The sequence below is a fragment of the Gemmatimonadota bacterium genome (assembly GCA_016714015.1).
Taxonomy (GTDB): Bacteria; Gemmatimonadota; Gemmatimonadetes; order Gemmatimonadales; family Gemmatimonadaceae; genus Pseudogemmatithrix.
Genome location: JADJNZ010000001.1, coordinates 124,851 through 151,513 on the forward strand (window position 1 = coordinate 124,851; position 26,663 = coordinate 151,513).

The following is a 26,663-nucleotide window of genomic DNA, read 5'->3' on the forward strand; positions in this document are numbered from 1 at the left end:
GGCTAAACCTATATTTCCGGCATGACCACGACCACCTCCGGCGTCCCTGAAGGGAGCGTCCGCACCAGCATCGCCGACGGCGTCGGCACCGTCGAGTTCGCCCATCCGAAGGGGAACTCCCTACCGGCCAAGCTCCTCAATGAACTGGCGGCGGCGGTGACCGCCATGGGGGACGACCCGGCGGCCCGGGTGATCGTCCTGCGGAGCGCGGGGCAGTCCACCTTCTGCGCGGGCGCGTCGTTCGACGAGTTCACCGCCGTCGCGACACCGGAGGCCGGCCAGGAGTTCTTCTCCGGCTTCTCGCGGGTGATCCTCGCGATGATCCGCGCGCCCAAGTTCGTGCTCACCCGCGTCCAGGGGCGCGCGGCCGGCGGGGCGATCGGACTCATCGCGGCGAGCGACTACTCGTTCGCCGTCCGCTCCGCCCAGGCCAAGCTGAGCGAGCTGCAGGTCGGGATCGGCCCGTTCGTCGTCGGGGTGGTCATCGAGCGGAAGCTCGGCCTCGCGCCCTTCATGCACCTCGGCGTGCACGCCGACTGGCATGACGCCGAGTGGTGCGAGCGGCATGGGCTCTACTCGATGCTGTGCGACGACGCCGCGGCGCTCGATGCCGCGGTGGAGGCGCATGCGGCGCGCCTCGCCGCGAGCAACCCCGAGGCGATGCGCGAGATGAAGCGGATCTTCTGGGCCGGCACCGAGGAGTGGGGCGAGCGGATGAGCGCGCGCGCCGCGATGAGCGGACGGATGGTGCTCTCCGACTTCACGCGCGAGGCGCTGGCGAGGTTCCGCGCGCGCTGACGATCCTCGGCGAGGGAACCTCGGTCAGGCGTAGACCGCGGTCACCGCCTCCTCGAACGTCTCGCGGAAATCATTCGCCCGGAGGCGCTCGGTGGTGCGGAACCCCGCCTCGTCGAGCTTCTTCGCCGCCTCGAGCAGCGTCTCGATCGCGAACGGCACGCCCGCCTCGCGCGCGAGATACTCCTCGACCGCGGTGAGATAGCCCATCATCCCGCCCAGCTCGGTGGGCGCGTACGCCTTGTGTGCGCGCTGGAGCAGCACCTGCACCGACGGATCCGGCATCGCGAGATTCTCGCTGCCGCAGACGACGCGGAGACGCGTGTTCGCGACGCACGCCTCGACCGTCGCACGGTCGAGTGTGCCGCCGGCGGCGTTCACCACCACCGCATCCACCGGTTCGCGAAGCATCTCGAGCTTCCGCTCGGGCGTCCACGTGGGAATGCCCCGCTCCTCGAGCTCGGTGCGCCGCTCCGCGCGCGACTCGCACACGAGGATCCGCGTGCCGCGCGACTGCAGCCGCCCGATCACGTGCATCCCGATGTGGCCGCAGCCGATGAGCGCGACGGTCGCGTTCTCGAGCGGCACGCCGGAGGCGCGGAGCATCCCGTCGAGGATCCGATAGTTGCCTTCACCCGTCGGGATCGACGTGTCGGCGACGACACTGCCCTTGTACCGCGCGTTGAGGTACTGGAGCGACGGCGTCATCCCGTCGGACATCAGCCCGTGACCGAGATCCTGGCCGGTGGTGAGCCGGATCCCCGCGCTGGCCTCGAGTTCCTGGAAGCAGGCGATCGCGAAGTCGAGCAACTCGGCGTCATGCGGCTGGCCGACCCGCGCATCCGCGGTGGGCGCGAGCACGCACTTGCCGCCGACGATCCGCTTGATGTCGCGCAGCGCGAGCGGGCCGCCCACGCCTATCACACGGGACCAGTGGACCTTCTCCTCCATGCCGATCGCGAGCGCGATCGCCTCGCGGTCGGTCGTGAAGCCGGGGGCGCTCGTGCGCTCCACCGGGGCGATACGAAAGCCGCCGAGCGAGAGCTTGAGAGAGCCCGGCTCGGCGTGCGTCGCGATGCTGAGCGTCCACCCGCGGGTGGGCTCGGTAAATCGGTAGACCCAGACGTTCGGGTTCAGGGAGGTCGCGAGCTCGGGAACGAGTCGGCGCGCCTCATCGGGGGGGAGGAGGGTGTAGGGCACCGGCGAAATGTAGCCGATCCTGGACCGCCGGCCCGCGGCCCCTCCTGGCCGAAACCGGCGCTCGGTTTGAGCGTAATAGTATCGTGTACTTGACATCCTGTTGTATTAATACAACATTTCGGTCCATGAAAGCTCCTGAAAAGGGCCGTCCAGAAGGCGGTCAGCTCTTCAATAGGATCGCCGTGCTGCGCACCGAGCGTGGCCTGTCCCGACAGGCCCTCGCCGAGGCGCTCCAGGTGAACTACCAGACGGTGGGGTACCTGGAGCGCGGGGAGTACAACCCGTCGCTCGAGCTGGCCTTTCGCATCAGCGAGCTCTTCGGCGTTCCCATCGAAGCCATCTTCGCGCGCGCACCCTTCGCGCCTCTCTCCGCCATGCTGTACGGTCGCGCGGCCGGCGGCCCGGAGCAGAACCCATCGTCCGAGGGTATCCACTGATGACCGAACTGCCACCGCGCGCCACGCGCCGTCGTGACGTGGTCCTGCTCTACGCCTCCTACCCCCTCGGCGTGCTGCTCCTGCATCTCACGCTGGGCGGAACGATCTGGTACGGGATCGTGCACGTCCTCTTCATCGTCGCGGTCTGCGGATGGGGCGCGCTGGTGCGCGTGGGCGGCATGGGCCGATCGATCGCCGACGACCTCGATGGACGGTTGGACGAGCGGCAGCTCGCGATGCGGAACGCCGCGTATCTCGACGCCTATCGCATCGTCAGTACGGTGGCCGTGCTCGGCTGCGTCTGGATCGCGCTGGGGATCGATCTCGGGTGGTGGTGGGTCCCGACGACCTACCGTGAGTGGAATGACATCTTCTGGGGATTGTTCCTCCTGACGATGAGCCTGCCGAGCGCATTCCTCGTCTGGCGGGAACCTGACCGCGCCGAGGAGGCGCTACTGGTGATGGCCGATGCGTGAGCGTGGACGATGGGCCCTCGTGCTGGCGTGCGGATTCGCATGCGCGGCCTCGCCGGTGGTCGCGCAGGTCGCGGTGGTCGCCGACCGCGCGACGCCGGTCGCCCCGATCGCGAGCTTCGACTCCGCCTGGGCGTCGATCAGCCGCACCTACTGGGATGCGGCGCTGCTCGACGGCGCGTGGCGCGTCGCGCGCGATTCGCTCCGCGGCGCGCTCGGTGGCGCCCCCACCGACGACGCCGTGCGCGACGCGATCCGCGCGCTCATCGCGGTGCCGAAGCAATCGCACTTCGTGCTCATCCCCGCCTCCGCGGCCCCCGGCGGCGCGAAGGCGGTGCGCGAGCCCGGTGCGGCCGGGCTCGAGGTGCGCATGATCGATGGCGCTCTCGTCGCCTGGCGCGTCCCGAGCAACGGGGTAGCCCATCTCGCCGGCATCCGCGCCGGCGATCGGATCGTCCGCATCGACACGGTCGACATCGCGACGTTGCAGGGAACACTGCGCACGGCGGCGAACGGTGACACCGCGAAGGCCGACCACCTCCTCGCGACCTTCGCGGGGGCGCGGCTCGCTGGCGAGGAAGGGGACGAGATCACCGTGCAGTACATGAACGCGCGGAACGAACTCCGTCCGGTGATCCTCGAGCGCGGCCCGGTCGATGGCACGGTCACGCAGTACGGGAATCTCCCGCCCTTCGTCGTGCGCGCGACGGGCGAGCGCCTCGCGTTCGCGCCCGGCGATGCACGGCAGATCGCCGTCATCCGCTTCAGCGGCTGGTTCCCCGTGCTCATTCCCACGCTCGACAGCCTCTTCTTCGCGTCGCGCGATGCGGCAGGCCTGATCATCGACCTCCGCGGGAATCCCGGCGGCGTGATCGGACTCATCGCGGGACAGTCCGGGCACGTCCTCGACACCGCGGTCTCGCTCGGCGAGCTCAAGTCGCGGACCGGCACCATCCGCTTCACCGCCAATCCGCGGCGCGTCAATCCGCGCGGCGAGCGCACCGCGCCGTTCAGTGGACCGGTGGCGATCCTCGTCGACGAGTTCTCGGCGAGCACGTCGGAATTCTTCGCGACCGGGATGCAGGCGCTCGGCCGCGCGCGGATCTTCGGCACGCGGAGCGCGGGGATGGCGCTCCCGGCGGCGATGGGTCGGTTGCCCAACGGCGACGTGCTGATGCACGTGATCGCCGACCATGTGGACCCGAAGGGCCGGCGCGTCGAGGGCGTCGGGGTGGCACCGGATACACCGACGCCGTTGCGCATCAATGACTTGCGCGCTGGCCGCGACGCCGCCCTCGACGCGGCTCGGACCTGGATCGCCAGTGGCGCCCCGTAGGTCGCTCGTTCATCGTTCAGCAAGACCGGCGGCGCACCGCGCGCTGTCGTCACCCATCGGCCCAGAGTGGCCCGGAGGCTTCGTGCTGTCCCGTCCCACCCGTTCGTTCGCCACGCTCGCGCTCTTCCTCGTCGCCACCACCGCGGCCGCGCAGACGCCGGCCGAGATCCTCGCGAAGCACGCGAAGGCCGTCGATCCGACCGGCATGGCCGAGTCGATCCAGGGCATGAAGATGACGGCGAACTTCGAAGTCCCCGCCGCCGGCATGGCCGGGTCGGTGCTGCTCCTGCAGCGTCGTCCGAACCAGCAGACGATGACGATCGGCATCCCCGGCCTCGGCGAGATCCGCTCCGGCTACGACGGCACCACCGCCTGGGCGGCCGACCCGATGCAGGGGCCGCGCCTGCTCGCAGGGCTCGAGGCCGCGACGGCCGCCGAGGGCGCCGACTTCCGTTCGCTCACGCGCCCGGCGGATCTCTTCACCGCGATGGAACTCGCCGGTGAGGGCGACGTCGCGGGCGAGAAGTGCGTCAAGATCAAGCACACCTGGAAGTCGGGCCGCGTGAGCACCGACTGCTACTCGACCACCACCTGGCTGATCCTCGAGAGCGCAACGACGCAGTCCTCACCGCAGGGCGAGATGCAGTCGGTCACGCAGTTCGCGGACTACAAGAACCAGGGCGGCATCATGATGGCGGCGAAGATGACCGTCTCGGTGATGGGCATGCAGCAGGTGGTGACGACGACGTCGGTCGAGTTCGGCGAGCAGCCGGCGACCGCGTTCGAGATGCCGGCCGAGGTGAAGGCGCTCAAGAAGCCCTGATCCCCGGGGTGGATGGAACCAGTTGAACTTCGAGGCGGGCTTGCGTGTAGGAGGGGGCAGAACCCTTCCATCCGAGCCCGCCTCGATGCGTTCCCTCTCCGCGCGTCCCGTCCTCCTCGCCCTCCTGACCTCGACGCTCATCGCGTGCGATGACGTCCCGACGTCCCCGCCCACCGACTCGCTCGCCTGCAACACGACGGTGGGCACGGTCTCCCGCGGCAGCACGGTGACCGGCGTCCTCACGCCGGAGTCCTGCCGCTTCTCCGACGGCACGCGCGCCGACCGCTGGCGCCTCGTGCTCGACTCGGCCGCGATCATCACGATCGACATGACGAGCCCGGACGTCGACCCGTTCCTGATCATCCGCCACTCGGACGGCACGCTGATCGCGCAGGATGACGAGGGGGGCGGCAGTCCCAACGCGCGCGTCACGATCGGGCTCGCGTCCGGCACGTACTACATCGTGGCCAACACGTACTACCAGGACGAGTTCGGCGGCTACACGCTCGCTATCCAATGAGCCCGAGCCGCAGGTCCTCGAGGATGTCGTCGGGATGCTCGAGGCCGACCGAGACGCGGATCAGCCCGGGGGTGATCCCCACCTGCGCGCGTTCGGCCTCGGTCAACTTCGAGTGCGTCGTCGAGGCGGGATGCGTGACGATGGTGCGCGTGTCACCGAGGTTGGGCGAGTGCGAGCAGAGCTCGAGCGCATCGATGAAGCGTCGCGCGGATCCGTAGCTCGCGAGTCGGAGCGTCAGCACGCCCCCGCCCCACCGCATCTGCCGGCGCGCGAGCGCGTGCTGCGGGTGTGACGGAAGGAACGGGTACCGCACCGCCTCGACCGCCGGATGCCCCTCGAGCGCCGCCGCGATGGCGAGCGCGTTCTGCGAGTGCTTCTCCACGCGCAGCGCGAGCGTCTCGAGGCTCTTCGAGAGCACCCACGCATTGAACGGGGCGAGCGCGGGCCCCGAGTGCCGCGCGAGGAACCGCGCCTCGGCGACGAGCTTCGCCTCGCCGAGGATCGCCCCGCCGAGCACGCGCCCCTGCCCGTCGATGAACTTCGTCGCCGAGTGCACGACGAGCGACGCGCCCAGTCGGATGGGCTGCGTGATCGCCGGCGTCGCGAAGCAGTTGTCCACCACGAGCGGGATGCCGCGCGCGCGCGCGAGCTGGCCGAGCGCCGCGAGATCCACCAGGTCGAGCCCCGGGTTCGATGGTGTCTCGACGAACAGCACTTTCGTCTCCGGTCGGACGGCGGCCGCCCAGGCGGCGGGATCGTCGCCATCCACATACGTATGCGTCACCCCCCACTTGGCGAAGATGCGCGTGAAGAGCTGGTGCGTGGAGCCGAAGACGGCGCGCCCCGCCACCACATGGTCGCCCGGCCCGAGGAGCGAGGCGAGGGCGGTGTACACCGCCGACATCCCCGACGCGGTCGCGATGCCGTCCTCCGCCCCTTCGAGCAGCCGCAGCTTCTCGACGAACTCGTCGGTGTTGGGATTGGAGTAGCGCGAGTAGACGGCCCCGGGGATCTCCTCGGCGAAGAGGGCGCGCGCCTGTTCGGCGTCGTCGAAGACGAAGCTCGAGGTGAGGAAGAGCGGGACGGCGTGCTCGCGATGGGCGGAGCGCGCGGCCTGCGTGCGGATGGCGAGAGTCTCGGGATGCACGGCGCTAGAAGGCGGAAGGAAGAAGGGGGAAGGCGGCGGACGACCGCAGCAGATCCGCGAGCAGCGCGGATGCGGTCGCGTTGCCGCCCGCGCCGCGGCCATGGAGGGTGATGGTGCCCGCGCTCTCCGACTCGATGAGCACGACGTTCTCCTCGTCGCGCACGCGGGCGAGGGCGTGCGCCGGGTCGAGCGCGACCGGCGCGACCGAGGCGTGCACGCCGTCCTCACGGAGTTCGGCGTGCGCGACGAGACGGATGACGCGGCCGTCGAGCCGAGACTGGTGCACGCGATGCGCGATATCGTCACCGAGGCCCGTGGTGCGCACGTCGAGCGCGGTGGGGTCCACGCCGAACGCGAGCCAGGCGAGCACCGCGATCTTGTCGGCGGCATCGAGACCCGTCAGGTCGCGCGTCGGGTCCGCCTCGGCGAAGCCCGCGCGCTGCGCCTCCGCGAGCGCCTCGGCGAACGTGGCGCCGAGCTCGAGCCGCGTGAGGATGAAGTTGGTCGTGCCGTTGAGCACGCCGCGTACGGCGCGCACGCCATGGCCGGCGAGCGACTCGCGCAGCGCCCGCACGACGGGCACGCCGCCGCCGACCGCGGCCTCGAAGTCGAGGGCCGCACCCTGGAAGGCGTGCGCGCGGACGAGCGCGGCGAGCGCCGGCCCTTCGGCGCGGAGCAGCGCCTTGTTCGCGGTCACCAGCCGGCGACCGCGCGCGAGCGTGGTGCGCGCGATGGCCCCGGCGACCGTCGTGCCGCCGATCGCCTCGACCACCACGTCGCACGGCGTCGCGAGGAAGTCGGCGAGCTGGTCGGTCACGAGGTCGCGCGGTACCGCCGCCGAACGCGGCAGCGCCGCGTCGCGCACGAGGACGCGGACGACCTCGAATCGCGCGCCGGTGCGCCGCGTGAGCGCCGTCCCGTGCTGCGCGAGCAGGTCGAGAAGGGCGCCACCAACGGTGCCGCATCCGGCGATCGCGACGCGGATGGTCCGGTCCGGGTGCGCGGTCATCACGCCACCTCCAGGATGCACGCCGCCGGGGCGCCGAGCGATTCACGGAGGATCCGCGCGACGGCCTCGGTCTCGATGAGGAACGCATCGTGACCATGCTCGGAGTCGATCGCGCGGTAGGTCCCGCCCGCGGCCCGCACCCACTCCGCCACATCCTCCGCCGGAGCGAAGAGATCGCCGGGGATGCCGATGCCGGTGAGCGCCGTGCCCGACTCGCGCAGTCGCTCGGCGATCCCGCCGCGGCCGCGACCGATGTCGTGCGTGTCCATCGCATCGAGGAGCGCGAGGTAGCTCGCGCGGTCGAAGCGCGCGTCGAGCTTGGCGCCGTGCGCCCAGAGCCACTCCTGCACGCTGAACGCGCCGCGGGTGCCGCGGCGGCGACCGAAGCGGCCGCGGAGTCCGGTGGGCGTGCGATAGGTGAGCATCGCGACCTGGCGCGCGAGCTGGAGCCCTTCCTCGCCGCCGATGCGCAGCGCCTCGCGCTGCACATGGCTCCAGCCGATCGCGACCGCGGGTGTGGCCGCGGGTGCGGCGAATACCGCCGCGCGCTCGGCGCGCCCCGGGAAGGAGGCGACGAACTCGAGCGCGACCATCCCGCCGAGCGATCCCCCGGTGACCAGCGCGACGTAATCGATGCCGAGCGACTCGAGCAGCACGCCGATCGCGCGCGCCTGGTCGCGCGTGGTGAGCGCCGGGAAGCGCTCGCCGTGGGTGCCGGGACCGCTCGATCCGTAGCAGGAGCCGAGAAGATTGGGCGCGAGCACGGCGAAGCGGTCGGTGTCGATCGCGAGACCGGGCCCGACGACGCCCTTCCACCAGTCGCCGAGCGCGTCGGCCGATCCGGTGAGGGCATGGAGGACGAGGACGACGTTGTCGCGCCGGGGCGAGAGGGTGCCATCGAGGTGGTACGCCATCGTCGCGTGCGGCAGCACCTCGCCGCACTCGAGCGGGAGCGGGGGCAGTTGGGCGAAGCGGAGCTGGCGGGTCTCGGTCGTGGACATCGGCGCGTCCCTCTGGTGGGAAAACGAAACGGCCCTCTCAGGTGAGAGGGCCGCGGGTCAACGTGTTCGGGCGCCGACGTGGGAAACGAAAAGACCCACGGCGAACGCCGCGGGTGAAACGCGTTTTAGCACTTTATTTAACGTGGCGGCAATCGCGGCAAATGACCACGGGCTTCAGATGTGATTCCAGTATCGGCGCGTCCCGCCGGGAAGTCAAGTCCCGGCGGGACCTCGCAGGATCACTCCTTCCGGAAGAGATCGGTCATGATGAGCCAGCCGATGGTGGAGACGGCCATCGAGGTGATCGCGACGTTGCGATGCGTGCTGGCATTGCCCCCGCCGTCCTCCGCCTCCGAACCGAGCACGCCGGTCGTGACGAAGCCCGCGTCGGCGAGGAGCATGAGCGTGACGTGCGTGATGCGGCGCGCGCGCCCGTTCGGGTCGGCGCGCATCTCCCACGCGTTCCACAGGCCGGTGACCGTGTTCACGGCGAAGAGTCCGCCGACGCTCAAGGCGAGCGCGCCGTGGAGGTCCTCGTTGCCTTCGACGTTGCCGTCATAGAGCTGCCGGCCGACGAGGTACTGCGCCGTGAAGAGCGGCAGCATGGCGTAGCTGCCCCAGCGATGGATGGTGAGACGCTGGTAGTAGGCCTTGGAGTACTCGATGACGGTGTCGCGCGGCGCGGGGGCCGGTCCCACCGGACGGGTGACCGCGGCGGCGAGGCGCGAAGCGGGGAGCCGCGGGCCGTCGAGCTCGATTGACGGCAGGGACGGCTGCGAGGTCGCGAGCGTGGTCGCGGCGAGGACGACGAGGGAGAGATCCATGCTTGACGCTATGGGGCGGCGGTGCTCGGCACAACCGCGGCATCGCTCGCATGGACGGCACTGGCCCTGAGGTCTCAAGGCCGTCGCGATCGTCGGGCGTTGCGCCGGGCGCGCCAGCGCCCCGCTCACCCACTGTTCGCCGTGCGCGACAGGTCCGTGCTTCTCCTCTTTCAGCTCTGCGCACCGCGCGGGGGGACAGCGGGGAGAGAGGCACCGTGACGTTCGTTGGTGCGCGGCGCGGGCGGCGACCCCGTGACCGACGGCGCGGCATCCGCGGTCTGTTCACGAGGTTCCGGGCTCGGTGCGCCGCGAGAACGGCCCCTCCCGAGGGTCGCCCGCGAGTCCGCCAAACTCGCGCGGGAGTCCCGCGCACGTTCCCGCGACTGCGCACGCGGTCCGGCGACTCCGCACCCGGTCCCGCGACTCCGTCCACCCGTTCCCGCGAGTGCGCAGACGTTCACGCGACTCCCGCACCCGTTCCCGCGACTCCGCACGCGGTCCCGCGACTTCCGCACCCGGTCCCGCGACTTCCGCACCCGGTCCCGCGACTTCCGCACCCGGTCCCGCGACTTCCGCACCCGGTCCCGCGACTTCCGCACCCGGTCCCGCGACTTCCGCACCCGGTCCCGCGACTTCCGCACCCGGTCCCGCGACTTCCGCACCCGGTCCCGCGACTTCCGCACCCGGTCCCGCGACTTCCGCACCCGGTCCCGCGACCCCGCACCCGGTCCCGCGACTCCCCCGACGTCCCCCGCCCGCACCGCTAACTTCCATCGTGCCCGATTTCACCTTCCAGACCTCACACGACGCCGGCGCCGCGCGACTCGGCGCCTTCACCACCCCCCACGGGACCGTCGAGACCCCGGCCTTCATGCCGGTCGGCACCCATGGGACCATCAAGGGCCTCGCCGTCGAGGAGGTCGCCGCCGCCGGCGGGCGGATGATCCTCGCCAACGCCTTCCATCTCTACCTCCGCCCGGGCGACCACATGGTCCGCGCCCTCGGCGGCCTGCACGCCTTCACCCGCTGGCAGGGCCCGATGCTCACCGACTCGGGCGGGTTCCAGGTCTTCTCCCTCAGCCAGCTCCGCACCGTGAGCGAGGAGGGGATCGCCTTCCGCAGCCATCTCGACGGCTCCAAGCACCACTACACCCCCGAGCTCGTGATGCGCATCGAGCGCAACCTCGGGGCCGACTGCATCATGCAGCTCGACGAGCTCATCGAGGGGCGCTCCGACCTCGACGCCTCGCGCTCCGCGATGGAGCGATCGCTGCGCTGGCTCGACCGCTGCCGCACCGAGTTCGACCGCATCGGCCGTGACGGCCGCGACGTCCCCCCGGAGTTCACCGTCCCGGACGGCGCGCCCGCCCTCGCGACCCATCACCCCGACGACGACATGCCGGCGCCGCCGCAGACGCTGCTCCCCATCGTCCAGGGCGGCGTGCACGCCGAGTTGCGCCAGGCGTCCGCGCGGGGGATCCTCGCGGCCGGGGACTGGGATGCGATCGCCATCGGCGGTCTCTCCGTCGGCGAGCCCAAGCCCTCGATGCTCGCGACGATCGAGGTCTGCGACGCCGAACTGCCGCGCACCAAGCCGCGCTACCTGATGGGGGTCGGCCACCCCGACGACCTCGTCGAGGCCGTCGCCCGCGGCGTGGACCTCTTCGATTGCGTCGCTCCCACGCGGATGGGGCGGCACGGCACCGCCTTCACGCCCGACGGGCAGGTGCAGGTGAAGAAGGCGACCAATCGCACCGACCGCCGGCCGCTCGTGGACGGCTGTCCCTGCCCCGCCTGCACGCAGTACGATCGCGCCTACATCCGGCACCTCTTCGCGGCGGAGGAGATGCTGGGGCTCCGGTTGGTGGCGCTGCACAACGTCACCTTCCTCATCCAGCTCATGGCGCAGGCGCGCGCGGCGCTCCGGGCGGGCGACTTCCCGGGCTGGAGCCGCGCGTGGCTGCAGCGCTATCGCGAGCGGAGCGCTCGCTCGGCGCCCTGAATGCGGCGATATTTGGCGGGATGAACGCGCCGACCGGCCGACCGGAGGAGACGCTCGTGGCCCTGCGCCACGCGCTCGGCGCGCGGTACGCCGTGGACCGCGAGGTGGGACGCGGCGGGATGTCGCTGGTCTACCTCGCGCACGACCTCAAGCACGACCGTCCCGTCGCGCTCAAGGTGCTCCGCCCCGAGGTGGCTCTCAACCTCGGCGCCGAGCGCTTCCTGCGCGAGATCGGCACCGCGGCGCGGCTCCAGCATCCGCACATCGTCCCCATCTACGACTCGGGCGACGCGGGGACGATGCTCTACCTGGTCATGCCCTACATCGACGGCGAGTCGCTCCGCGACCGGCTCCAGCGCGAGCAGCGGCTCGCGGTGGCCGAGGTGCTGCGACTGGGGCGCGAGGTGGCGGAGGCGCTGAGCTACGCGCACAGCCGCGCGGTCGTGCACCGCGACATGAAGCCGGAGAACATCCTGCTGCAGCATGGGCATGCGTTCGTCGTGGACTTCGGGATCGCGAAGGCCATGGTGGCGGGGAGCACCGAGTCGGTCACGATGGAAGGGATGTTCGTGGGCACGCCGGCGTACATGGCGCCGGAGCAGATGTTCAGCGACGAGGCGGTGGACGAGCGCGCCGACGTCTACGGCCTCGCGTCGGTGCTGTACGAGGCGCTCGAGGGCGCCCCGCCCTTCTCCGGCCCCACCCCGACGGCGATCCTCGCGAACAAGGCGGTGCACACCGCCGTGGCGCCGCGCCGCGCGATCGAACCGATCCCCGGCCATGTGGAGCGCGCGCTGCTCCGCGCCCTCGAGCGCGACCGCGACCAGCGTCCGGCGACGATCGAGGAGTTCATCGAGCTGCTCACGACCCCGTCGCGGCAGTCGCGTCCCGTCGCGCGCCGCTCGGGGGCGACGTCGCTCAAGTCGATCGCCGTGCTCCCCTTCGCCAACGGCAGCGGCGACCCCGAGAACGACTACCTCGGCGACGGCATCAGCGAGGACCTCATCCACGCGCTCTCGGCGCTGCCGACCCTGCGCGTGGTGGCGCGGACCTCGGCCTTCGCGTTCAAGGGCCGGTCGGCCGACATCCGGACCATCGGCGCCGAGCTCGGCGTGACGACGATCCTGACCGGCAGCGTGCGCCGGATGGGCCAGCGGATCCGCATCACCGCCGACCTCATCGACGTCGCCTCGGGCTTCGCGCTCTGGTCGCAGCGCTTCGACCGCGAACTCACCGATGTCTTCGCGGTGCAGGACGAGATCTCGCAGGCGATCGTGGACCAGCTGCGCCTGCGGCTGATCGGCGATTCGGGACGCATCGTCGACACGCCGACCTCGAGCCTCGATGCGTACGAGTCGTATCTCCGCGGCCGCTTCGAGTGGAGCCAGCGGACGCCGGCGTCGATGCAGCGCGCGCTGGAGCACCTGCAGCGCGCGGTGGGGCTCGACCCCCGCTTCCTGCTCGCCCTCACCGGGCTCGCCGACTGCCATCTCACGCTGGCCATCTACGGCCTCGTCGCGCCCGCGGAGGCGATGCCGCGGGCGCTCGCGGCGATCGAGCAGGCGCTGTCCATCCGCGCGGATGCCGCCGAGGCGCTGACGGCGCGGGCGTCGGTGCGGGCGTTGCACGCCTTCGCGTGGGCGAGCGCCGAGGAGGACTATCTCGCGGCGCTCTCGTCGCGCGAACAGTACCCGGTGACGCATCAATGGTACGCGATGCATCTCTTGGCGCCGCTGGGGCGCTTCGCCGAGGCACGGGCACAGGTGGCGCGTGCCCGTGAGCTCGACCCGCTCTCGCCGTCGATCGCCGCGAGTGCGGGGATCCTGCGCGTGTACGAGGGCGACGCCGAGCAAGCGGCGCGCGAACTCGCGCTCGTCCTCGAGCAGCACCCGACGTTCGGGCTGGCGCACCTCTTCCAGGGACTCGCGCTGACGGAGACCGGGCGGCACACGGAAGCGCGCGAGGCGCTCGAACGCGCAGTGCTCCTCTCCGGCGCGAGTCCCGAGTCGCGTTCGGCGCTCGGCTACGCGCTGGCCCGCGGCGGCGATCCGGCGGCCGCGCGGACGACACTCGCGGCGCTCGAGGCCGAGGCGGCGACGCGCTACATCTCGCCGGTGCTGCTCGCGCAGGTGTGCGCAGGGCTCGGCGAGCGGGCCGCCGCGCTCGACCACCTCGAGCGCGCGGTCGCGCAGCGGGCGACGGACCTGCCCCATGTGCTGGTGCGGCCGGCGTTCGGCCCGCTGCGCGGCGACCCGCGCTACGAGGCCGTCGCGGCCGCGCTGCGGCCCTGACGCGCGGGCCCCGCCGGGGACAGATTGTCCCAGCGAATCAACGCCGCTGCGCCGTGTCCCACGGTCCGCGGCGAGAACATCCCGGAGAACGCCATGCACCATGCCTCCCGTCCGGCGGCCCGACTCGCGTCGGCCCTGCTGGCCATCCTGCTCGTCCCTCTCGCCGTCGCCGCACAACAGGACGCCACGCTGCAAGGCACGGTGCGCGACGCCGCCACGCAGCGACCGCTGGCGGGGATCTCGGTGACGGTGAGCGGCGGCCGCTCGGGCACCACCGATGCGACGGGCAGTTATCGGATCACGGGGATCGCGCCGGGGACGCGCACGGTGCTCTTCCGCTGGCTCGGCTACGCGCCGCGCACCGACACGCTCGTGCTGGCCGCGGGTGAGCGACGGGTGCTCGACGCGGCGCTGCGCGCGAACCCGGTGCTGCTCGGCCTCGTGCGCGTGAGCGGCGCCTCTCGCGTGCCGGAACGCACCGTCGACGCGCCCGCGGCGATCGTCTCGGTGGAGCCGGCGCGGGTGCGCGACCTCGCCGCCTCGGGGCAGGTCCCGATGCTCGTCGCCGATCTCACGGGCGTGCGCACGGCGCAGGCGGGCCTCTTCGACTTCAACGTGAACACGCGCGGCTTCAACACGCCGCTCAATCGCCGGACGCTCGTGCTGATCGACGGCCGCGACGTCTCCATCCCGATGCTCGGCAACCAGGAATGGGCCGACCTCTCGGTGCTCGAGGAGGCGACGCAGGTGGAGATGGTGCGCGGCCCCGGCGCCGCGCTCTACGGCGCGAACGCGTTCAGCGGCGTGCTCGCGATCACCACGCCGGCGGTGCGCGAGACGCGAGGGACCCGGGTGAACGTCTCCGCGGGCCAGCTGGGCCTGCTCAAGGTCGATGGACGACAGAGCTGGCTGACCGAAGACGGGCGGTGGGGATTCCGCGCGAGCGCCGGGTTCCAGCAGAGCGACACGTGGGATCGCGCGCGCACGAACCTCGGTGACCTGGAGGCCGAGTACGGCGCGGCAGGCTTCGGCGCGGGTGCGATCGCGGCGCCGGCTCCCGGCTACGAGTTGCTGCCGCTGTTCGGACAGACCAAGGCCGGCGCGTTCGGCCTCCCCGGCGCCGCGAGCGGCACGCCTGACCCCACGCAGGTCACGTTCGGGACGCTCCGCGCCGATCGCTACGCCGCTGACGGCGGTGTCCTCACGATCGAGGGCGGCACGAGCCGCGTCGCGAACACGGTGATCACGACCGGCACCGGTCGTTCACAGGTGAAGGAGGCGACGCGCCCCTGGGCCCGCATCGCGCTCACCGCCGACGACTACAGCCTCTTCGCCTATTTCACTGGACGTGACGGCGACCAGACCGCGCTGGCGAGCGGCACGCGCGGATTCGACCGTGGGAGCACGACGCACATCGAAGGGCAGCGCACCTTCCGCTTCGCGGGCGACGCGGGCCGCTGGGTGGTGGGCGCCTCGGCGCGCCAGATCAGCGTGGACTCCAAGGGCACGGTGCTCGATGCCGCGGAGGACGGCCGCACCGACGGCATCTACGCGCTCTTCCAGCAACTCGACTACACCGTCCTGCCACGACTCAAGGTGATCGTCGGCGGCCGCGTCGATGGCGGCTCGCAGTTCGCGTCGCAGGTCTCGCCCAAGCTCGGCGTGGTGTTCGCGCCGGCGCGCGACCAGGCGCTGCGCGTCACGTTCAACCGCGGCTACCTCGCGCCGAGCGCGTTCCAGCGGTTCCTTCGCTTCCCGGCGGGCGCGCCGCAGGACCTCTCGGCGCTCGAGGCCGGACTGCGCGCCTCGCCGCTCGGCGCCGCGCTCGGCGGCGTGCCGAACGGCGAGTTGTTCACCACATCGGCGGCGGTGCCGGTCTACGCGCTCGGCAATGCCTCACTCGAGCCGGAGGTCGTGCAGGGGCTGGAGGTGGGGTACAAGGCGCAGCTCGGGCGGCTCTTCCTCACGGTCGATGCGTACCAGAGCGTGATCACGGACTTCGCGACGGGCATCATGCCGGCGACGAATCCCGATTTCCCGATCTGGACGGCGCCCGCAGCGGTGCCGGAGCCGGCGCGGGCGGGCCTCGAGCAGGCGGTGATCGGGACCGTCGGCAACGCCATCAGCCGGCTGGAGAACGGCAACACCGCGTTCATCCTCTCCTTCGGCAATGCCGGGCGCGCGACCGAGCGGGGCGCCGAGGTCGGCGCGGCGTACCAAGCGAACGATCGCCTCCGGATCGACGCGAATTACACCTGGTACGACTTCACGATCGACCAGGACCGGTTCGCACCGGGCGACACCATCGACGCGAACGCGCCGCCGCACGCCGCGAACCTCGCGGCGAGCTGGCAGCACCCCGGCGGCCTGCGCGTCCGCGTGGGCGCGCGCTACACCGATGCGTTCGCCTTCCGCGTGGGGACCTGGCGGGCGACGCTGCCGGCCGCGACCGCCCTCGACCTGCACGCGCGGATGCCGCTGCGGGACGCCTTCACGCTGAGCGTGAGCGCGACCAACCTGCTCGACCAGAAGCGCGTGCACGCCCTCGGGGGCTCGGTCATCGAGCGGCGCGTGCTCGTGACGCTCGGCTGGGCGCGCTGAGCGTGACCGCACCCGGAGGGTTCGAGGCGCCGTTCACGCCGTTCGCGCTCGCGTGGGACGGCCCGCAGATGCCGGCGGCCGACCTCGCGGCGTTCCCGAGCGCATTCGAGTGGTGGTACTTCGACCTCGCGTGCGAGGACGGCACCGACCTCGTGCTGGTCATGAGCCGGCAGAACCCGGTGTTCGCGACCCGGAAGGCGTCGGTCTACCTCGAATACAAGGACCCGACGCGGGCGCTCAAGCGGATCCGCAACTACGCGCCGAGCGCGTTCTCGTTCCGTGAGGGCGCGGACGAGCGCACGATCGCCATCGACGCCTGCTCCGTGCGCATCGTCGGGGCGACGCCGGAGACGATGCACTACGCGGTGACGATCGACCTCCCCGGCTTCCAGGCCCACTTGACGATGCGGCCGGAGCACCTCGGCTTCCTTCCCACGCCGACCGGGCGCTACTTCACGGATCGCACCGACGCGCGCCTCTTCACCGCGGTCTCGTTCTCGGCGCCCCTCATGCGCTCGCAGGGGACGATTACGATCGACGGCGTCGCGCGCCCGGTGGACGGCCGCGGCTACCACGACCATCCGTGGGGGACGCAGCAGATCTTCTGGACGAACCTCGAGTGGAACTGGGCACGCACCGAGACGCCCGCCGAGGGCGTGATGTTCGCGAAGGTGACGCCGGCCGCGGAGTACGAGGGGGCGTTGACCTTCTGCTACTCGGCGGCGCTCGGCGTGTGGGAACCGACCGTGACGGGGTCGCTCGACGTGTCGCCGAGCGACTGGCGGAAGGACAACGCGATGGACATCCGCTATCCGCACACGCTCGGCGTGCGCACGCCGAGCCGGTCCTGGACCGCGGCGGCGACCGGCCCGCTGCTCGACACGCCCATCTACGTGCGCGCCTCGGTGACCTGGACGCCGTCGCAGGGCCCGGCGGGCAAGGGCTGGGTCGAGTACTTCCATTTGAGTCCGTGGGCGCGCGGCCTCGCCTTCCTCGGCGCGCGCGTGCAGTCGTTCTTCCTCCGTCCGTTCCCGTGGTTCGGCCGCTGACCCTTCGCACCCGCTCCTGAACATGGACCTCCCGGCCTGGCTCGTCGCGCTCGCCGTCCTCCCGCCGTTCGCCATCTTCGTCTACTATCTCGTTCGTGCGGCGAAGGTCAGCCGCTACCAGGCGGTCGCGCTCTTCGCCGCCTTCGCGTACGGGATGAGCGTGGAGGCCCTCGCGCTCCACACGACGCACGACTACGACTACGCGAACCTCTGGCTCATGTTCGGGCGCCGGCCCAACTGGGTGCCGGTGACGATCGGGATCTGCTGGGCCTCGATCCTCTACTGCGTGATGCGGACGAGCGACGCCCTCGGGCTCCCCTGGTGGCAACGGCCGTTCTACGACGGCGCGACGGCGATGACGCTCGACCTCGTCATCGACCCGGTGATGAGCAGCACGCGCGCGGTCGCGAACACCCTGCTCCCCTGCATGGACGAGACGGGTCCGCTGCGGGGCGGGCTCTCGCTCTGGACGTGGTGCGAGCCGGTGGACGCGCCGATCGCCTACTGGTTCAGCGTCCCGGTGTCGAACTTCCTCGGCTGGTTCATCGTCATCACGACGCTCTCCTGCACGGTGCGGCTCGGCGCGCGCTACTTCCGGGGCGAGGAGCGGCCGCTCCACGGCCAGGTCGTCCTGCTCCTGCTGATGGCGGTCTTCGCGATCGGGCTCGATGCGGGCGTCGCGAAGGTGTTCGGCATCACGGGCAGCGGGGTGACGGCCGAGTACACCGCACTCACCATCGCGATCGCCCTGCCGTTCCTGATGGTGCTCCTGCAGCGCCGGACGGTGCGCCTCGACAATCCGTTCTCGCCCGGCCTGCTCGCGTGGCCGGTCTACGCGTACCTGACCTGGGGCAGCCTCTACTACCTCGAGCGCATCGGGGCCGCGGCGTGGCCGGGCGAGGCGGTGCTGATGGCGGCGACGATCGCCGTCGGGCTGCTGATGCTGCTGATGCCGTATCTCGCCGGCTTCAGGCGACCGCGCCCGGCGTGAGCGGGAGCCCGTAGAGGGTCTCGACCTCCTTGCGGCCGCGGATGACGACATCGGCGTGCCGCACGAAGTCGCGGGCCGGCGCACCGGCGCGCTGGTGCGTGGTCGCATCGATGAGCACGCTCGCTCCCTTCTCGCGCGTGAGGACCTGCAGGCGCGCGGCGAGGTTGGTGGTGCTGCCGATGGCGCTCCAGATGGTCCGGTCCACGGCCTCGATGTTCCCGACGAAGGCGATCCCCGTCGCGATGCCCACGCCGACGCGGAGGACGGGGGCCTCGACCTCGGGACCGGCGATGCGCGGGACCGCATCCACGAGGGCGCGGGCGGCACGCACCGCGCTCGTCTCCTTCTCGGCGAGGGGGCGCGGCGCGCCGAAGACGGCCATCATGCCGTCGCCGTTGAACTCGACCACCACCCCGCCGTTCTCCGTCACGATCTTGCTCGCCGTCTCGGTGTAGCGGTTGACGGTGGAGAAGATGTCGGTCGCCTCGCGCCCGTCGGCGAAGGCGGTGTAGCCGCGGATGTCGACGAAGAGCACCGAGACCTCGCGTTCGCCGGTCGCGAGGTCGTCGCCGAGCGCGATCGCCTCCGCGACGGCACCGGGGACGTAGCGGCGCATCTTCTCCTGCATCGCCTTCGCGCGCTCGAGGAGCTCGGCCTCGTCGAAGCGCAGCATGTGGCTCGACGCGGTCTTGCCGAGCGAGGTGAGGAGGGTGAGGTCGGTCGCGGTGAAGATGTCGCCGGACCGCTTCTCGCCGAGGAGGAGGAAGGCCTCGAGGTGGCGGCCGCGGTGGATCGGCACGACGACGCGCGCGCCGAGGCTCTCGAGCATCGCGCGACCCTCGGCGCCGGGGCCGAGGACGCGCGCATCGACCTTCACCGCCCCGGGGAGCGCGTCGATCCACGCCACGAGCGGCGTGCGCGCGTCGAGGGCCGCGGGGAGGGCGTCGCCATCGGCGAAGACGGGCACGAAGGTGTCGCCGGCGGAGAGGAAGATGAGGCAGTTCGCCGGACGCAGGTTGGCGACGAGCGTCTCCCCGGTGAGCGTCCACATGCCGTCGGCCTTGCGCACGGCGGCGAAGCGTTCGGGGAGTTCCTGCATCACCTGTTCGAGCGCGAAGCGTTCCTTGAAGAAGAGCCGGTCGATGTACGGCCGCAGGCGCCGCTCGGTGATGATGACGACGGCGGCGAGGCCGATGGCGATGACGGTGCGGCCGACGGACGGGTCGAGCCCGAGGCGCGCGGCGAGCCCCGCGGTGAGCGGCGGGACGACGGCGAGCCCGCCGCCGACGACGACGATCGCCATGACGTTGTACGAGACGGTCGCCCCGACGATGCGGTCGACGTCGAAGAGGTCGGACCGCAGCATCGCGATGATGAGCGAGGCCGGGAAGAGGACCGACGCGGCGGCGATGGTCAGCGACGCCCAGCGCGGTGACGAGGTGGTGAGCGCGAGGTCGCCGGTCCCGAGGAAGACGAGGAAGCTCATCAGCGCCCCGACGTAGGCGAGGTAGAGCACCCACTTCACCTGGCGACGGCCGGCCGGCGAGCTGCGCCGGTAGTTCAGCGTGTAGAGCGTGAGCTGCGTGACGATCCAGAGACCGGAGAACGGCCGGGCGAGCTCCCGTGCGCGCACGGCATCGAACGGCACGCCGAAGACGATCGAGACCCAGAGCAGGCCAAGGCCCACGAAGAGCCAGGGCCAGAGGAGATTGCGCCCCTTGAGGCCACCGGCCTCGTCGGGGAAGCCCATCGCCTGGAAGACGAAGGCGACGGGGGCGAGCGTCGCGGTGACGCAGGCGATCCCGAACGAGACCCAGAAGAGCGGGCCGGGCGCGACCCATTCCGCCATGTACATGGTGGCGTAGATCGCGAGACCGAAGAACATCGCCGTCGCCCCGCGCGAGGGCCGCGCGCGCGCGAGGATGATCACCGCACCGATGGCGTTGGCCAGCGACGTGATGAAGACCTGGAAGTAGCGCGCCGGGAGGACCGGACGTCGCCAGGGGGCGACCTGCATCCGGGTGCCGCCGCGCTCGATCTCCACCGGCACGGTCGCGTCGGCGCGGTACCAGGCATCGCTCCAGACTGCGAGGAACCGCAGCTGGCCCTCCCCGCGGAAGTCCGTCGTCCCCACACGGACCAGACGGTCCCCGATCGCGAACGGCCCCTTCCCCTCCGCCGACTCGTCGTCGAACCCGGTGATCGTCGGATAGCCGCCGGCCGGATCGCGCGTGACGAAGAAGTCGTACGTCGGGATGTGCCGCGCCTCCCGGAGCCGCATGACGGCACAGAAGGACCAGATGCCCACGAAGAGCCACAGGACGAGTGCCTTGTGCCGTCGCAGGTCGAGGTTCATCTGGAGGGATGGAGGGGGAGGATGTGCGCGGCGGGGCTGGCGGCTAAGATAGTGGCGCACGACCCGCGCCGCTCCCCGGTGCCGGCGTCATCCCCTCGCCCCACCCCCACATGCGCAAGACCGATCCAGGCCGCGACATCCGCATCCTGCTCGGGATGGTCGTCACCCTCGGCCTCCCGGCCGTGCTGACGCTCGCGTCCATCCGTACCGGTCCGGCGGACGCGCTCAAGGACCCGAATGCGTCGCGCTTCGGCTACACCATCAGCCTCCTGCTCTTCCTCTTCCCGATCCTCGTGCTGTTCTGGCTGCATCTGCAGGCGCACAAGCCCAACGTGCATCGCCGGGCGCTCATCTGGTCGTCGGTCGCGATCGCCTCGATCGGCTTCGTGCTCGACACGGTGTTCGGGTACACCTTCTTCACCTTCAAGAACCCCAATGCCACGCTCGGCATCTTCCTGCCGTCGTGGGACTGGGCGGCGATGTCGTGGGTGAGCGGGTACCTGCCGGTGGAGGAGTTCGCGTTCTACATCCTCGGCGCCCTCTTCACGATCGCGGTCTACCTGTGGGCGAACGACGAGTGGCTCGCCGACTACGACCCCGACGCGCACCGGGACCTCTGCCGCGCGGTGCCGAAGCTCATCCACATCAGTTGGGGCTCGCTCTGGGTCTGGCTGGCCCTGCTCGCCGCGGGGATCGTCTTCAAGCGGGTCGGCCCGCATCCGGAGGGGTTCCCCGGCTACTTCATCTTCGTGATGACGCTCGGATTCCTGCCGACCTTCCTGTTCCTGCGCGCGATCAGCCCGTTCGTGAACTGGCGCGCGTTCGGCTTCGCGTTCGGCATCCTGCTGCTCGTGAGCCTCATCTGGGAGGCGACGCTCGGCGTGCCCTACGACTGGTGGAACTACCACCACGACCAGATGCTCGGCATCAAGGTGCGGGCGTGGGCCGACCTGCCGATGGAGGCGGTGCTGCTCTGGCTCGTGATCGCGTGGGACTGCATCATCGCGTTCGAGCTCTTCCGCGTCTACTTCCACATGGACCGGCCCGTCCGCGCTGCCCTGCTCGGGCAGCGCCAGACGAGCTACTGAGCGCCCGGCTCAGTCCATCGACACCGCCGACCCCTTCTCGATCACCAGCGACTGGATGAAGAACTCCATCATCCGCTGCTGGTTGAGCGCGGTGTGGCCCGCGTCCGGCCCGACCTGCACCTCGAAGCTCTTCCCCGCCTGCTGCAGCGCGCGGATGAGCTGCATGGCGTTGTTCGGGTGCACGTTGTCGTCGGCGGTGCCGTAGTAGATCATGAGGCGGCCGCGCAGGTCCTTCGCGTACTCCATCGCGCTCCCCCGCTTGTAGCCCTCGGGGTTGGCCTGCGGCGTGTACATGTACCGTTCGGTGTAGATCGTGTCGTAGTGGTCCCACGCCGTCACCGCGGACATCGCCGAGGCGGCGGCGAAGGCGTCGGGATGCCGGAGCAGCGCCAGCGCCGAGGAGTAGCCGCCGTACGAGGTCCCGAAGATGCCGACGCGCTGGCCGTCGACGTACGGCAGCTTCGCGAGGTGCCGTGACGCGGCGGCGAGGTCGTCGATCTCGACCTGGCCGAGCTTGAGGTAGATCGCGTCGAGCGCGCGCTTGCCGCGGCCGGCCGCGCTCCGCGTGTCGAGCGTCACCATGATGAAGCCGAACTCGGTCTGCGCCATCGGCGGCGTGAACGCCTCGCGCGCCCCGTTCGTCGCCGGACCCGCGTACACGGAGAAGAGCACCGGATACCGCTTGGACGGGTCGAAGTTCGACGGCTTGTGGATCATGCCGTGGAGCGGCGTCGTGCCGTCGGCGCTGGTGTAGGTGAAGAGCTCCGCCGGCTTGAAACCCGCCGCGTCGAACGCGGTGCGGTCGGTCTCGGCGAGCGTCGCCACGACGCGCCCGTTCGCGTCCATGAGCCGCGTGGTGGGCGCGATCGCCGCCGTCTGCGCCACGTCGGTGAAGAACCGGCCGTCGGGCGAGACCGAGACCGAGTGATTGAGCGCCGGATCGGTCAGACGCCGGTCGCCCTTGCCGTCGAGCCCCACGCGATGGAGCTGCACCTTCATGAAGTTGTCGCCGGTGCGGGCGTAGTACCACAGCTGCTTCGCGCGCTCGTCGACCTTCACGATCCCCGCGACCTCGGCCTCGTGACTCGTGAGCGTCGCGAGGAGCTTCCCGGAGAGGTCGTAGAGGTAGTAGTTCGAGAACCCCGTGCGCTCCGACTCCCAGATGAACCGCTTGCCGTCCGCGAGCCACGAGATCGTCGGCGAGTTCTCGGTCCAGCTCGGGAGCCACTCCTCGTGCACGATCACGCGGCAGGCGCCGGTGGTCGGCTGGCAGGCCGCGAACTCCATGATGTTCTGCCGGCGGTTGGTGCGGCGCAGCAGCAGCTCGCTGCCGTCCTTGGTCCACGAGATCCCGTAGACGTAGTGCCCGACCACGTCGTCGGTGAGCGGCTTGCCGTCGCGCGCGTCGATGCGCTGCGTGGCGCCGGTGGCGACGTCATAGACGAAGAGGTCGACGATGGGGTTCTCGGTGCCGGCCTTCGGGTACGCCTCGCTCGCCGCGCTCCCGGCGACGGTCGTCTGGTCCATCTGCAGCACGTAGTCGCGCACCGGCCGCTCATCGAACCGGTAGAACGCGAGCTTGCTGCCGTCGGGCGACCACCAGATCGCGGTGACCTGGCCGAGCTCCTCGCCGTAGACCCAGCTCGCGGTGCCGTACTTGATGCGCCCGCTCTCGCTGCCGTCGGTGGTGAGCTGGCGCTCGCCCGAGCCATCGCGGTTGGCGATGAAGATGTTGCGGTCCTTGTAGAAGGCGCGGCGCGCCGAATCGGCGGTCCAGGCCTCGGTGAACTGGCGTCCACGCGCGGGGAAGCCGCCCCGCCGGCCTCCATTGGCACCCGCGGTCGGCGCGGGCGCGTCGCCCACCGCGCGCGTCGTGAGGTCGAAGCGGCGGCGCTTGCCGTCCACCGTGAAGTCGAAGCTGCGCCCATCCTCGGCCCACTGCGGCGTGACGGCGCCGCTCTTGATGGCGCCCTGGAGGCGCGGGGCCATCGCCGCGTAGCGCTCGTAGCCGGGCATCTGGCGCAGGCGGTCCTGCGCGGGGAGTGCCGCGGCGGCGAGGAGGAGCAGCGCGAGGGAACGGGAGAGGGTGCGTCGCATGGGTCGTCGGGGCCGCAGGGTGGCGGACGGGTTCGGGGTGGGACGGGGAGAAGCTACGCGTGGGTGGGCGCGCCGGCGACGGCAGGCGCATATTCCGCGCGCCCCCTTCACCGCCTCATCGGATACTCGCCATGCGCGCACTTCGTTTGGACACCATCGGCGCCCCGGTGGTTCTCGCGGACCTCCCGACCCCGGTCCCGGCCGCCGGCGAGGTCCTCGTCCGCGTCCGCGCGGCGGGCATCTGCCATTCCGACGCGCACTACCGCGCCGGGCGGTCGGCGTCGCTCGTCGCGCCGATCACGCTCGGGCACGAGGTCGCCGGCGAGGTCGCGGCCCTCGGCGCCGGCGTGACCACCCACGCCGTCGGCGACCGCGTCTGCCTCCACTACCTCGTCACCTGCGGCCAGTGCGCGCACTGTGTCGCCGGGCGCGAGCAATACTGCACCACCGGGAAGATGATCGGGCATCACCGCGACGGCGGGCACGCCGAGTACATCGTGGTCCCGGCGCGCAATGCGGTCCCGCTGCCGGCGGAGATCCCCTTCTCGCACGGCGCGGCGCTCATGTGCTCGAGCGCGACGTCGCTCCACGCGATCCGCCGCGGGCGCCTGCAGCCGGGCGAGACGGTCGCGGTGATCGGCATCGGCGGGCTCGGCATCTCCGCCGTGCAGCTGGCGAAGGCGCTCGGCGCGCTCGCCGTGTACGCAGTGGATTTCGACGAGGCGAAGCTCGCGGCGGCGGCGCGGTACGGCGCGGTACCGGTGCGCTCGTCGCGGCCGGGGAGCGCGCCGGTGATCGATCCGGTGGCCGGCCTGCGGGCCGCGACCAACGGGCGCGGCGTCGACGTGGTGCTCGAGCTGGTCGGCTCACCGCTGACGATGCGGCAGGCGATCCAGATGTGCGCCGTGCAGGGGCGCGCGGTGATCGCCGGGCTCTCGCGCACGCCGATGGAGCTCGACACCTATCGCGAACTGCTCGGCCCCGAGACGGAGCTGATCGGGTCGAACGACCACCTGCTCGCCGAGCTCCCGCTGCTGCTGGAGCTGGCGCGCACGAAGCGCCTCGACCTGACGGATGTGGTGGTGCGGAGCGTGCCGCTCGAGGCGGCGGCGGTGAACGGCGTGCTCGACGAACTCGAGGCCTACACCGCGCCGCTCCGCACGGTCATAGCACCCTGACGGCGCCGGAGCTGCGCCGCTCGCGGCGCGGCCCCACGCGTCGATCGCCGCGCCGCCGCTCGGCGGTCCGCCGATCGGCATCCCGGCGGCCGGAGGCGCGACGGTCGGCGACGCGCCGTCCGCCGAAGCGCAGTTCGGGTTCGCGCCGCTCGCCCTGCCGGCGGTCCGGGACGCCCCGGCGTTCAGGCTGGAGGATCACGCTCATGGGCGAGTGGGCCACGGGACACCCTGGTCCCGACGCGACACGGGACGGATCCCGCGATAGACGAATCGCTGCAAACGCTTCCCCTCGTAGGTCTCGGTCGTGAAGATGTTGCCCTTGGAGTCCGTCGCGATGGAGTGCACCGCGAAGAACTGCCCCGGCTGCCGCCCGCCGTCGCCGAACATCGTGAGGATCTCGAGCGACTGCCGATCCATCACGTAGACGCGCTCGTTCTTGCCGTCCGCCAGATAAAGATACTTCTGCGCCGCGTCGCGGGAGAAGGCGATGTCCCACACGGCGCCGTCGCCGCGGGTGAGCGGGGCAACTTGTACCTCCTTCACGAACTTCCCCGCCTTGGTGAACACCTGGATCCGGTTGTTCACGCGGTCGCAGACGTACACGTGGCCATCGGTGGTGGGCTCGGCGCAGTGCACCGGGGTGCGGAACTGCGGGATGAGCGGCTTCGCCGGGTCGTAGGGCCCGTAGTTCGTGTCGCTCGGCGCGTTGCCGTAGGCGCCCCAGTAGCGCTTGATCGCGCCGGTGGCCATGTCGAGCACCGCGACCCGCTTGTTGCCGTAGCCGTCGGCGACGTACGCCTCGTTGGCCGCCGCGTCGAAGCTCACCTTGGCAACGCGGCCGAAGGAGGTCATCGAGTTCGAGTTCGTCGGCTGGCCGGGGATCCCGATCTGCTGCAGGAAGCGCCCCTCGTGCGTGAACTTGAGGATGTGCGAGTCGGCCATGTTCACCGAGTCGCGCGCCCCGTTGCCGCCGATCCAGACGTTGCCGAGGTGGTCGATGGTGATGCCGTGGTTGGAGCCGGGCCAGACGTAGCCCTCGCCGGGGCCGCCCCAGGAGTTCACGAGGTTGCCCTCGGGGTCGAACTCCAGCACCGGCGGCGCGGCGCTGCAGCAGGGGCCGACCTTCGCGTAGCCGCCCTCGGTGCGCGCGTTCAGCGTCGCCTGCCCGCGATGGACGATGAACACATGGTCGCGGGCGTCGACGCCCACGCCGATCACCATGCCGAGGAGCCACCCGTTGGGGAGCGGTTTGGGCCACATCGGATCGACCTCGAAGTACGGCGCCTGCACCTGCCGCTCGAGCGTGGCGGAGAGCTCGCGCTGGCCGAGGGCGAGCGAGAGGGCGGCGGCGCCCAGCACCGCGCCCGTGATCACCGTAGTCTTGCGTGGCATGTCCCACTCCCCCGAGTCGCGTGATGAGCCTGTGCGCGGACGGGGCCAATGCT

At 71.2% G+C, this 26,663-nt stretch carries 22 protein-coding genes and 1 riboswitch; of the genes, 13 read left to right on the forward strand and 9 right to left on the reverse strand.

The genetic code is table 11. The features are described from left to right. Positions 1-21: 21 nt before the first annotated feature. Entirely contained in the window at positions 22-798 is a 777-nt protein-coding gene (locus tag IPJ78_00560) for an enoyl-CoA hydratase/isomerase family protein (protein ID MBK7905034.1), read from the forward strand. A gap of 24 nt (positions 799-822) precedes the next feature. Here the strand turns inward: IPJ78_00560 and IPJ78_00565 are convergent, their stop codons facing one another. Continuing rightward, positions 823-1,995, reverse strand: coding sequence for a hypothetical protein (locus tag IPJ78_00565; protein ID MBK7905035.1), 1,173 nt, complete (start codon positions 1,993-1,995; stop codon positions 823-825). Positions 1,996-2,120: 125 nt separating this feature from the next. Between IPJ78_00565 and IPJ78_00570 the strand changes: the two genes are divergently transcribed. From IPJ78_00570 to IPJ78_00590, 5 genes are all read left to right on the forward strand, one after another. Then, positions 2,121-2,432 carry a helix-turn-helix transcriptional regulator gene (locus IPJ78_00570; GenBank protein ID MBK7905036.1) on the forward strand — a complete coding sequence of 104 codons (312 nt, stop codon included), beginning with the start codon at positions 2,121-2,123 and terminating at the stop codon, positions 2,430-2,432. Next, positions 2,432-2,908 (forward strand): hypothetical protein, encoded by a 477-nt coding sequence (locus IPJ78_00575; GenBank protein ID MBK7905037.1) that lies wholly within the window; start codon positions 2,432-2,434, stop codon positions 2,906-2,908. Before IPJ78_00570 ends, IPJ78_00575 begins: the two co-directional genes overlap by 1 nt. Continuing rightward, the gene (locus IPJ78_00580) at positions 2,901-4,241 is read left to right on the forward strand and encodes a hypothetical protein (protein MBK7905038.1); all 1,341 of its coding nucleotides are present in this window, start codon (positions 2,901-2,903) and stop codon (positions 4,239-4,241) included. Before IPJ78_00575 ends, IPJ78_00580 begins: the two co-directional genes overlap by 8 nt. A gap of 82 nt (positions 4,242-4,323) precedes the next feature. Next, positions 4,324-5,064, forward strand: coding sequence for a hypothetical protein (locus IPJ78_00585; GenBank protein ID MBK7905039.1), 741 nt, complete (start codon positions 4,324-4,326; stop codon positions 5,062-5,064). 85 nt (positions 5,065-5,149) lie between these two features. Beyond that, positions 5,150-5,584, forward strand: coding sequence for a hypothetical protein (locus IPJ78_00590; protein MBK7905040.1), 435 nt, complete (start codon positions 5,150-5,152; stop codon positions 5,582-5,584). Here IPJ78_00590 and metZ read toward each other — a convergent pair. The 4 genes from metZ to IPJ78_00610 all read right to left on the reverse strand — a co-directional run bounded on the left by metZ (position 5,574) and on the right by IPJ78_00610 (position 9,565). Further along, entirely contained in the window at positions 5,574-6,833 is a 1,260-nt protein-coding gene (metZ, locus tag IPJ78_00595; protein MBK7905041.1) for an O-succinylhomoserine sulfhydrylase, read from the reverse strand. The genes IPJ78_00590 and metZ overlap by 11 nt on opposite strands. Next, a complete protein-coding gene (locus tag IPJ78_00600; protein ID MBK7905042.1) occupies positions 6,736-7,740 on the reverse strand; it encodes a homoserine dehydrogenase in 1,005 nt (334 codons plus the stop codon). Before IPJ78_00600 ends, metZ begins: the two co-directional genes overlap by 98 nt. Then, a complete protein-coding gene (locus IPJ78_00605) occupies positions 7,740-8,741 on the reverse strand; it encodes an alpha/beta fold hydrolase (GenBank protein MBK7905043.1) in 1,002 nt (333 codons plus the stop codon). The genes IPJ78_00600 and IPJ78_00605 overlap by 1 nt, the downstream gene beginning before the upstream one ends. 108 nt (positions 8,742-8,849) lie before the next feature. After that, positions 8,850-8,920: riboswitch (SAM riboswitch) on the reverse strand. A 60-nt stretch (positions 8,921-8,980) separates the two neighbouring features. Next, positions 8,981-9,565: a hypothetical protein gene (locus IPJ78_00610; GenBank protein ID MBK7905044.1), complete on the reverse strand. Its 585-nt coding sequence runs from the start codon at positions 9,563-9,565 to the stop codon at positions 8,981-8,983. Positions 9,566-10,340: 775 nt separating this feature from the next. Here IPJ78_00610 and tgt point away from each other — a divergent pair. From tgt to IPJ78_00635, 5 genes are all read left to right on the forward strand, one after another. Then, a complete protein-coding gene (gene tgt / locus IPJ78_00615) occupies positions 10,341-11,567 on the forward strand; it encodes a tRNA guanosine(34) transglycosylase Tgt (GenBank protein MBK7905045.1) in 1,227 nt (408 codons plus the stop codon). 20 nt (positions 11,568-11,587) lie between these two features. Continuing rightward, positions 11,588-13,858, forward strand: coding sequence for a protein kinase (locus IPJ78_00620; GenBank protein ID MBK7905046.1), 2,271 nt, complete (start codon positions 11,588-11,590; stop codon positions 13,856-13,858). Positions 13,859-13,951: 93 nt separating this feature from the next. Further along, positions 13,952-16,459: a TonB-dependent receptor gene (locus tag IPJ78_00625; protein ID MBK7905047.1), complete on the forward strand. Its 2,508-nt coding sequence runs from the start codon at positions 13,952-13,954 to the stop codon at positions 16,457-16,459. A gap of 2 nt (positions 16,460-16,461) precedes the next feature. After that, positions 16,462-17,508 carry a hypothetical protein gene (locus IPJ78_00630; protein ID MBK7905048.1) on the forward strand — a complete coding sequence of 349 codons (1,047 nt, stop codon included), beginning with the start codon at positions 16,462-16,464 and terminating at the stop codon, positions 17,506-17,508. A gap of 22 nt (positions 17,509-17,530) precedes the next feature. Then, the gene (locus IPJ78_00635) at positions 17,531-18,499 is read left to right on the forward strand and encodes a carotenoid biosynthesis protein (protein ID MBK7905049.1); all 969 of its coding nucleotides are present in this window, start codon (positions 17,531-17,533) and stop codon (positions 18,497-18,499) included. On the opposite strand, the gene IPJ78_00640 is transcribed toward IPJ78_00635, so the two are convergent. Continuing rightward, on the reverse strand, positions 18,477-20,855 hold the full coding sequence (locus tag IPJ78_00640) for a hypothetical protein (protein MBK7905050.1): 2,379 nt from the start codon (positions 20,853-20,855) through the stop codon (positions 18,477-18,479). The two genes, IPJ78_00635 and IPJ78_00640, sit on opposite strands and share 23 nt — an antisense overlap. Before the next feature lie 110 nt (positions 20,856-20,965). Between IPJ78_00640 and IPJ78_00645 the strand changes: the two genes are divergently transcribed. Then, entirely contained in the window at positions 20,966-21,943 is a 978-nt protein-coding gene (locus IPJ78_00645) for a hypothetical protein (protein MBK7905051.1), read from the forward strand. A 9-nt stretch (positions 21,944-21,952) separates the two neighbouring features. Here IPJ78_00645 and IPJ78_00650 read toward each other — a convergent pair whose 3' ends face one another. After that, on the reverse strand, positions 21,953-24,040 hold the full coding sequence (locus tag IPJ78_00650; GenBank protein MBK7905052.1) for a DPP IV N-terminal domain-containing protein: 2,088 nt from the start codon (positions 24,038-24,040) through the stop codon (positions 21,953-21,955). A 131-nt stretch (positions 24,041-24,171) separates the two neighbouring features. On the opposite strand from IPJ78_00650, the gene IPJ78_00655 reads away from it, so the two are divergent. Beyond that, a complete protein-coding gene (locus IPJ78_00655; protein MBK7905053.1) occupies positions 24,172-25,218 on the forward strand; it encodes a zinc-binding dehydrogenase in 1,047 nt (348 codons plus the stop codon). Here the strand turns inward: IPJ78_00655 and IPJ78_00660 are convergent. Both IPJ78_00660 and IPJ78_00665 read right to left on the reverse strand, forming a co-directional pair. Beyond that, on the reverse strand, positions 25,205-25,423 hold the full coding sequence (locus IPJ78_00660; protein ID MBK7905054.1) for a hypothetical protein: 219 nt from the start codon (positions 25,421-25,423) through the stop codon (positions 25,205-25,207). The genes IPJ78_00655 and IPJ78_00660 overlap by 14 nt on opposite strands. Then, entirely contained in the window at positions 25,420-26,610 is a 1,191-nt protein-coding gene (locus IPJ78_00665) for a hypothetical protein (GenBank protein ID MBK7905055.1), read from the reverse strand. The genes IPJ78_00660 and IPJ78_00665 overlap by 4 nt, the downstream gene beginning before the upstream one ends. Between the last annotated feature and the right edge of the window lie 53 nt (positions 26,611-26,663).

What these genes read in the sequence shown, in the direction of transcription:
- IPJ78_00560 (MBK7905034.1), top strand. Translation starts at nt 22, where the DNA reads ATGACCACGACCACCTCCGGCGTCCCTGAAGGGAGCGTCCGCACCAGC.
- IPJ78_00570 (MBK7905036.1), top strand. Translation starts at nt 2,121, where the DNA reads ATGAAAGCTCCTGAAAAGGGCCGTCCAGAAGGCGGTCAGCTCTTCAAT.
- IPJ78_00575 (MBK7905037.1), top strand. Translation starts at nt 2,432, where the DNA reads ATGACCGAACTGCCACCGCGCGCCACGCGCCGTCGTGACGTGGTCCTG.
- IPJ78_00580 (MBK7905038.1), top strand. Translation starts at nt 2,901, where the DNA reads ATGCGTGAGCGTGGACGATGGGCCCTCGTGCTGGCGTGCGGATTCGCA.
- IPJ78_00590 (MBK7905040.1), top strand. Translation starts at nt 5,150, where the DNA reads ATGCGTTCCCTCTCCGCGCGTCCCGTCCTCCTCGCCCTCCTGACCTCG.
- metZ (MBK7905041.1), bottom strand. Translation starts at nt 6,833, where the DNA reads ATGGCCGCGGCGCGGGCGGCAACGCGACCGCATCCGCGCTGCTCGCGG.
- IPJ78_00600 (MBK7905042.1), bottom strand. Translation starts at nt 7,740, where the DNA reads ATGACCGCGCACCCGGACCGGACCATCCGCGTCGCGATCGCCGGATGC.
- IPJ78_00605 (MBK7905043.1), bottom strand. Translation starts at nt 8,741, where the DNA reads ATGTCCACGACCGAGACCCGCCAGCTCCGCTTCGCCCAACTGCCCCCG.
- IPJ78_00610 (MBK7905044.1), bottom strand. Translation starts at nt 9,565, where the DNA reads ATGGATCTCTCCCTCGTCGTCCTCGCCGCGACCACGCTCGCGACCTCG.
- IPJ78_00620 (MBK7905046.1), top strand. Translation starts at nt 11,588, where the DNA reads ATGAACGCGCCGACCGGCCGACCGGAGGAGACGCTCGTGGCCCTGCGC.
- IPJ78_00625 (MBK7905047.1), top strand. Translation starts at nt 13,952, where the DNA reads ATGCACCATGCCTCCCGTCCGGCGGCCCGACTCGCGTCGGCCCTGCTG.
- IPJ78_00635 (MBK7905049.1), top strand. Translation starts at nt 17,531, where the DNA reads ATGGACCTCCCGGCCTGGCTCGTCGCGCTCGCCGTCCTCCCGCCGTTC.
- IPJ78_00640 (MBK7905050.1), bottom strand. Translation starts at nt 20,855, where the DNA reads ATGAACCTCGACCTGCGACGGCACAAGGCACTCGTCCTGTGGCTCTTC.
- IPJ78_00645 (MBK7905051.1), top strand. Translation starts at nt 20,966, where the DNA reads ATGCGCAAGACCGATCCAGGCCGCGACATCCGCATCCTGCTCGGGATG.
- IPJ78_00650 (MBK7905052.1), bottom strand. Translation starts at nt 24,040, where the DNA reads ATGCGACGCACCCTCTCCCGTTCCCTCGCGCTGCTCCTCCTCGCCGCC.
- IPJ78_00655 (MBK7905053.1), top strand. Translation starts at nt 24,172, where the DNA reads ATGCGCGCACTTCGTTTGGACACCATCGGCGCCCCGGTGGTTCTCGCG.
- IPJ78_00660 (MBK7905054.1), bottom strand. Translation starts at nt 25,423, where the DNA reads ATGAGCGTGATCCTCCAGCCTGAACGCCGGGGCGTCCCGGACCGCCGG.
- IPJ78_00665 (MBK7905055.1), bottom strand. Translation starts at nt 26,610, where the DNA reads ATGCCACGCAAGACTACGGTGATCACGGGCGCGGTGCTGGGCGCCGCC.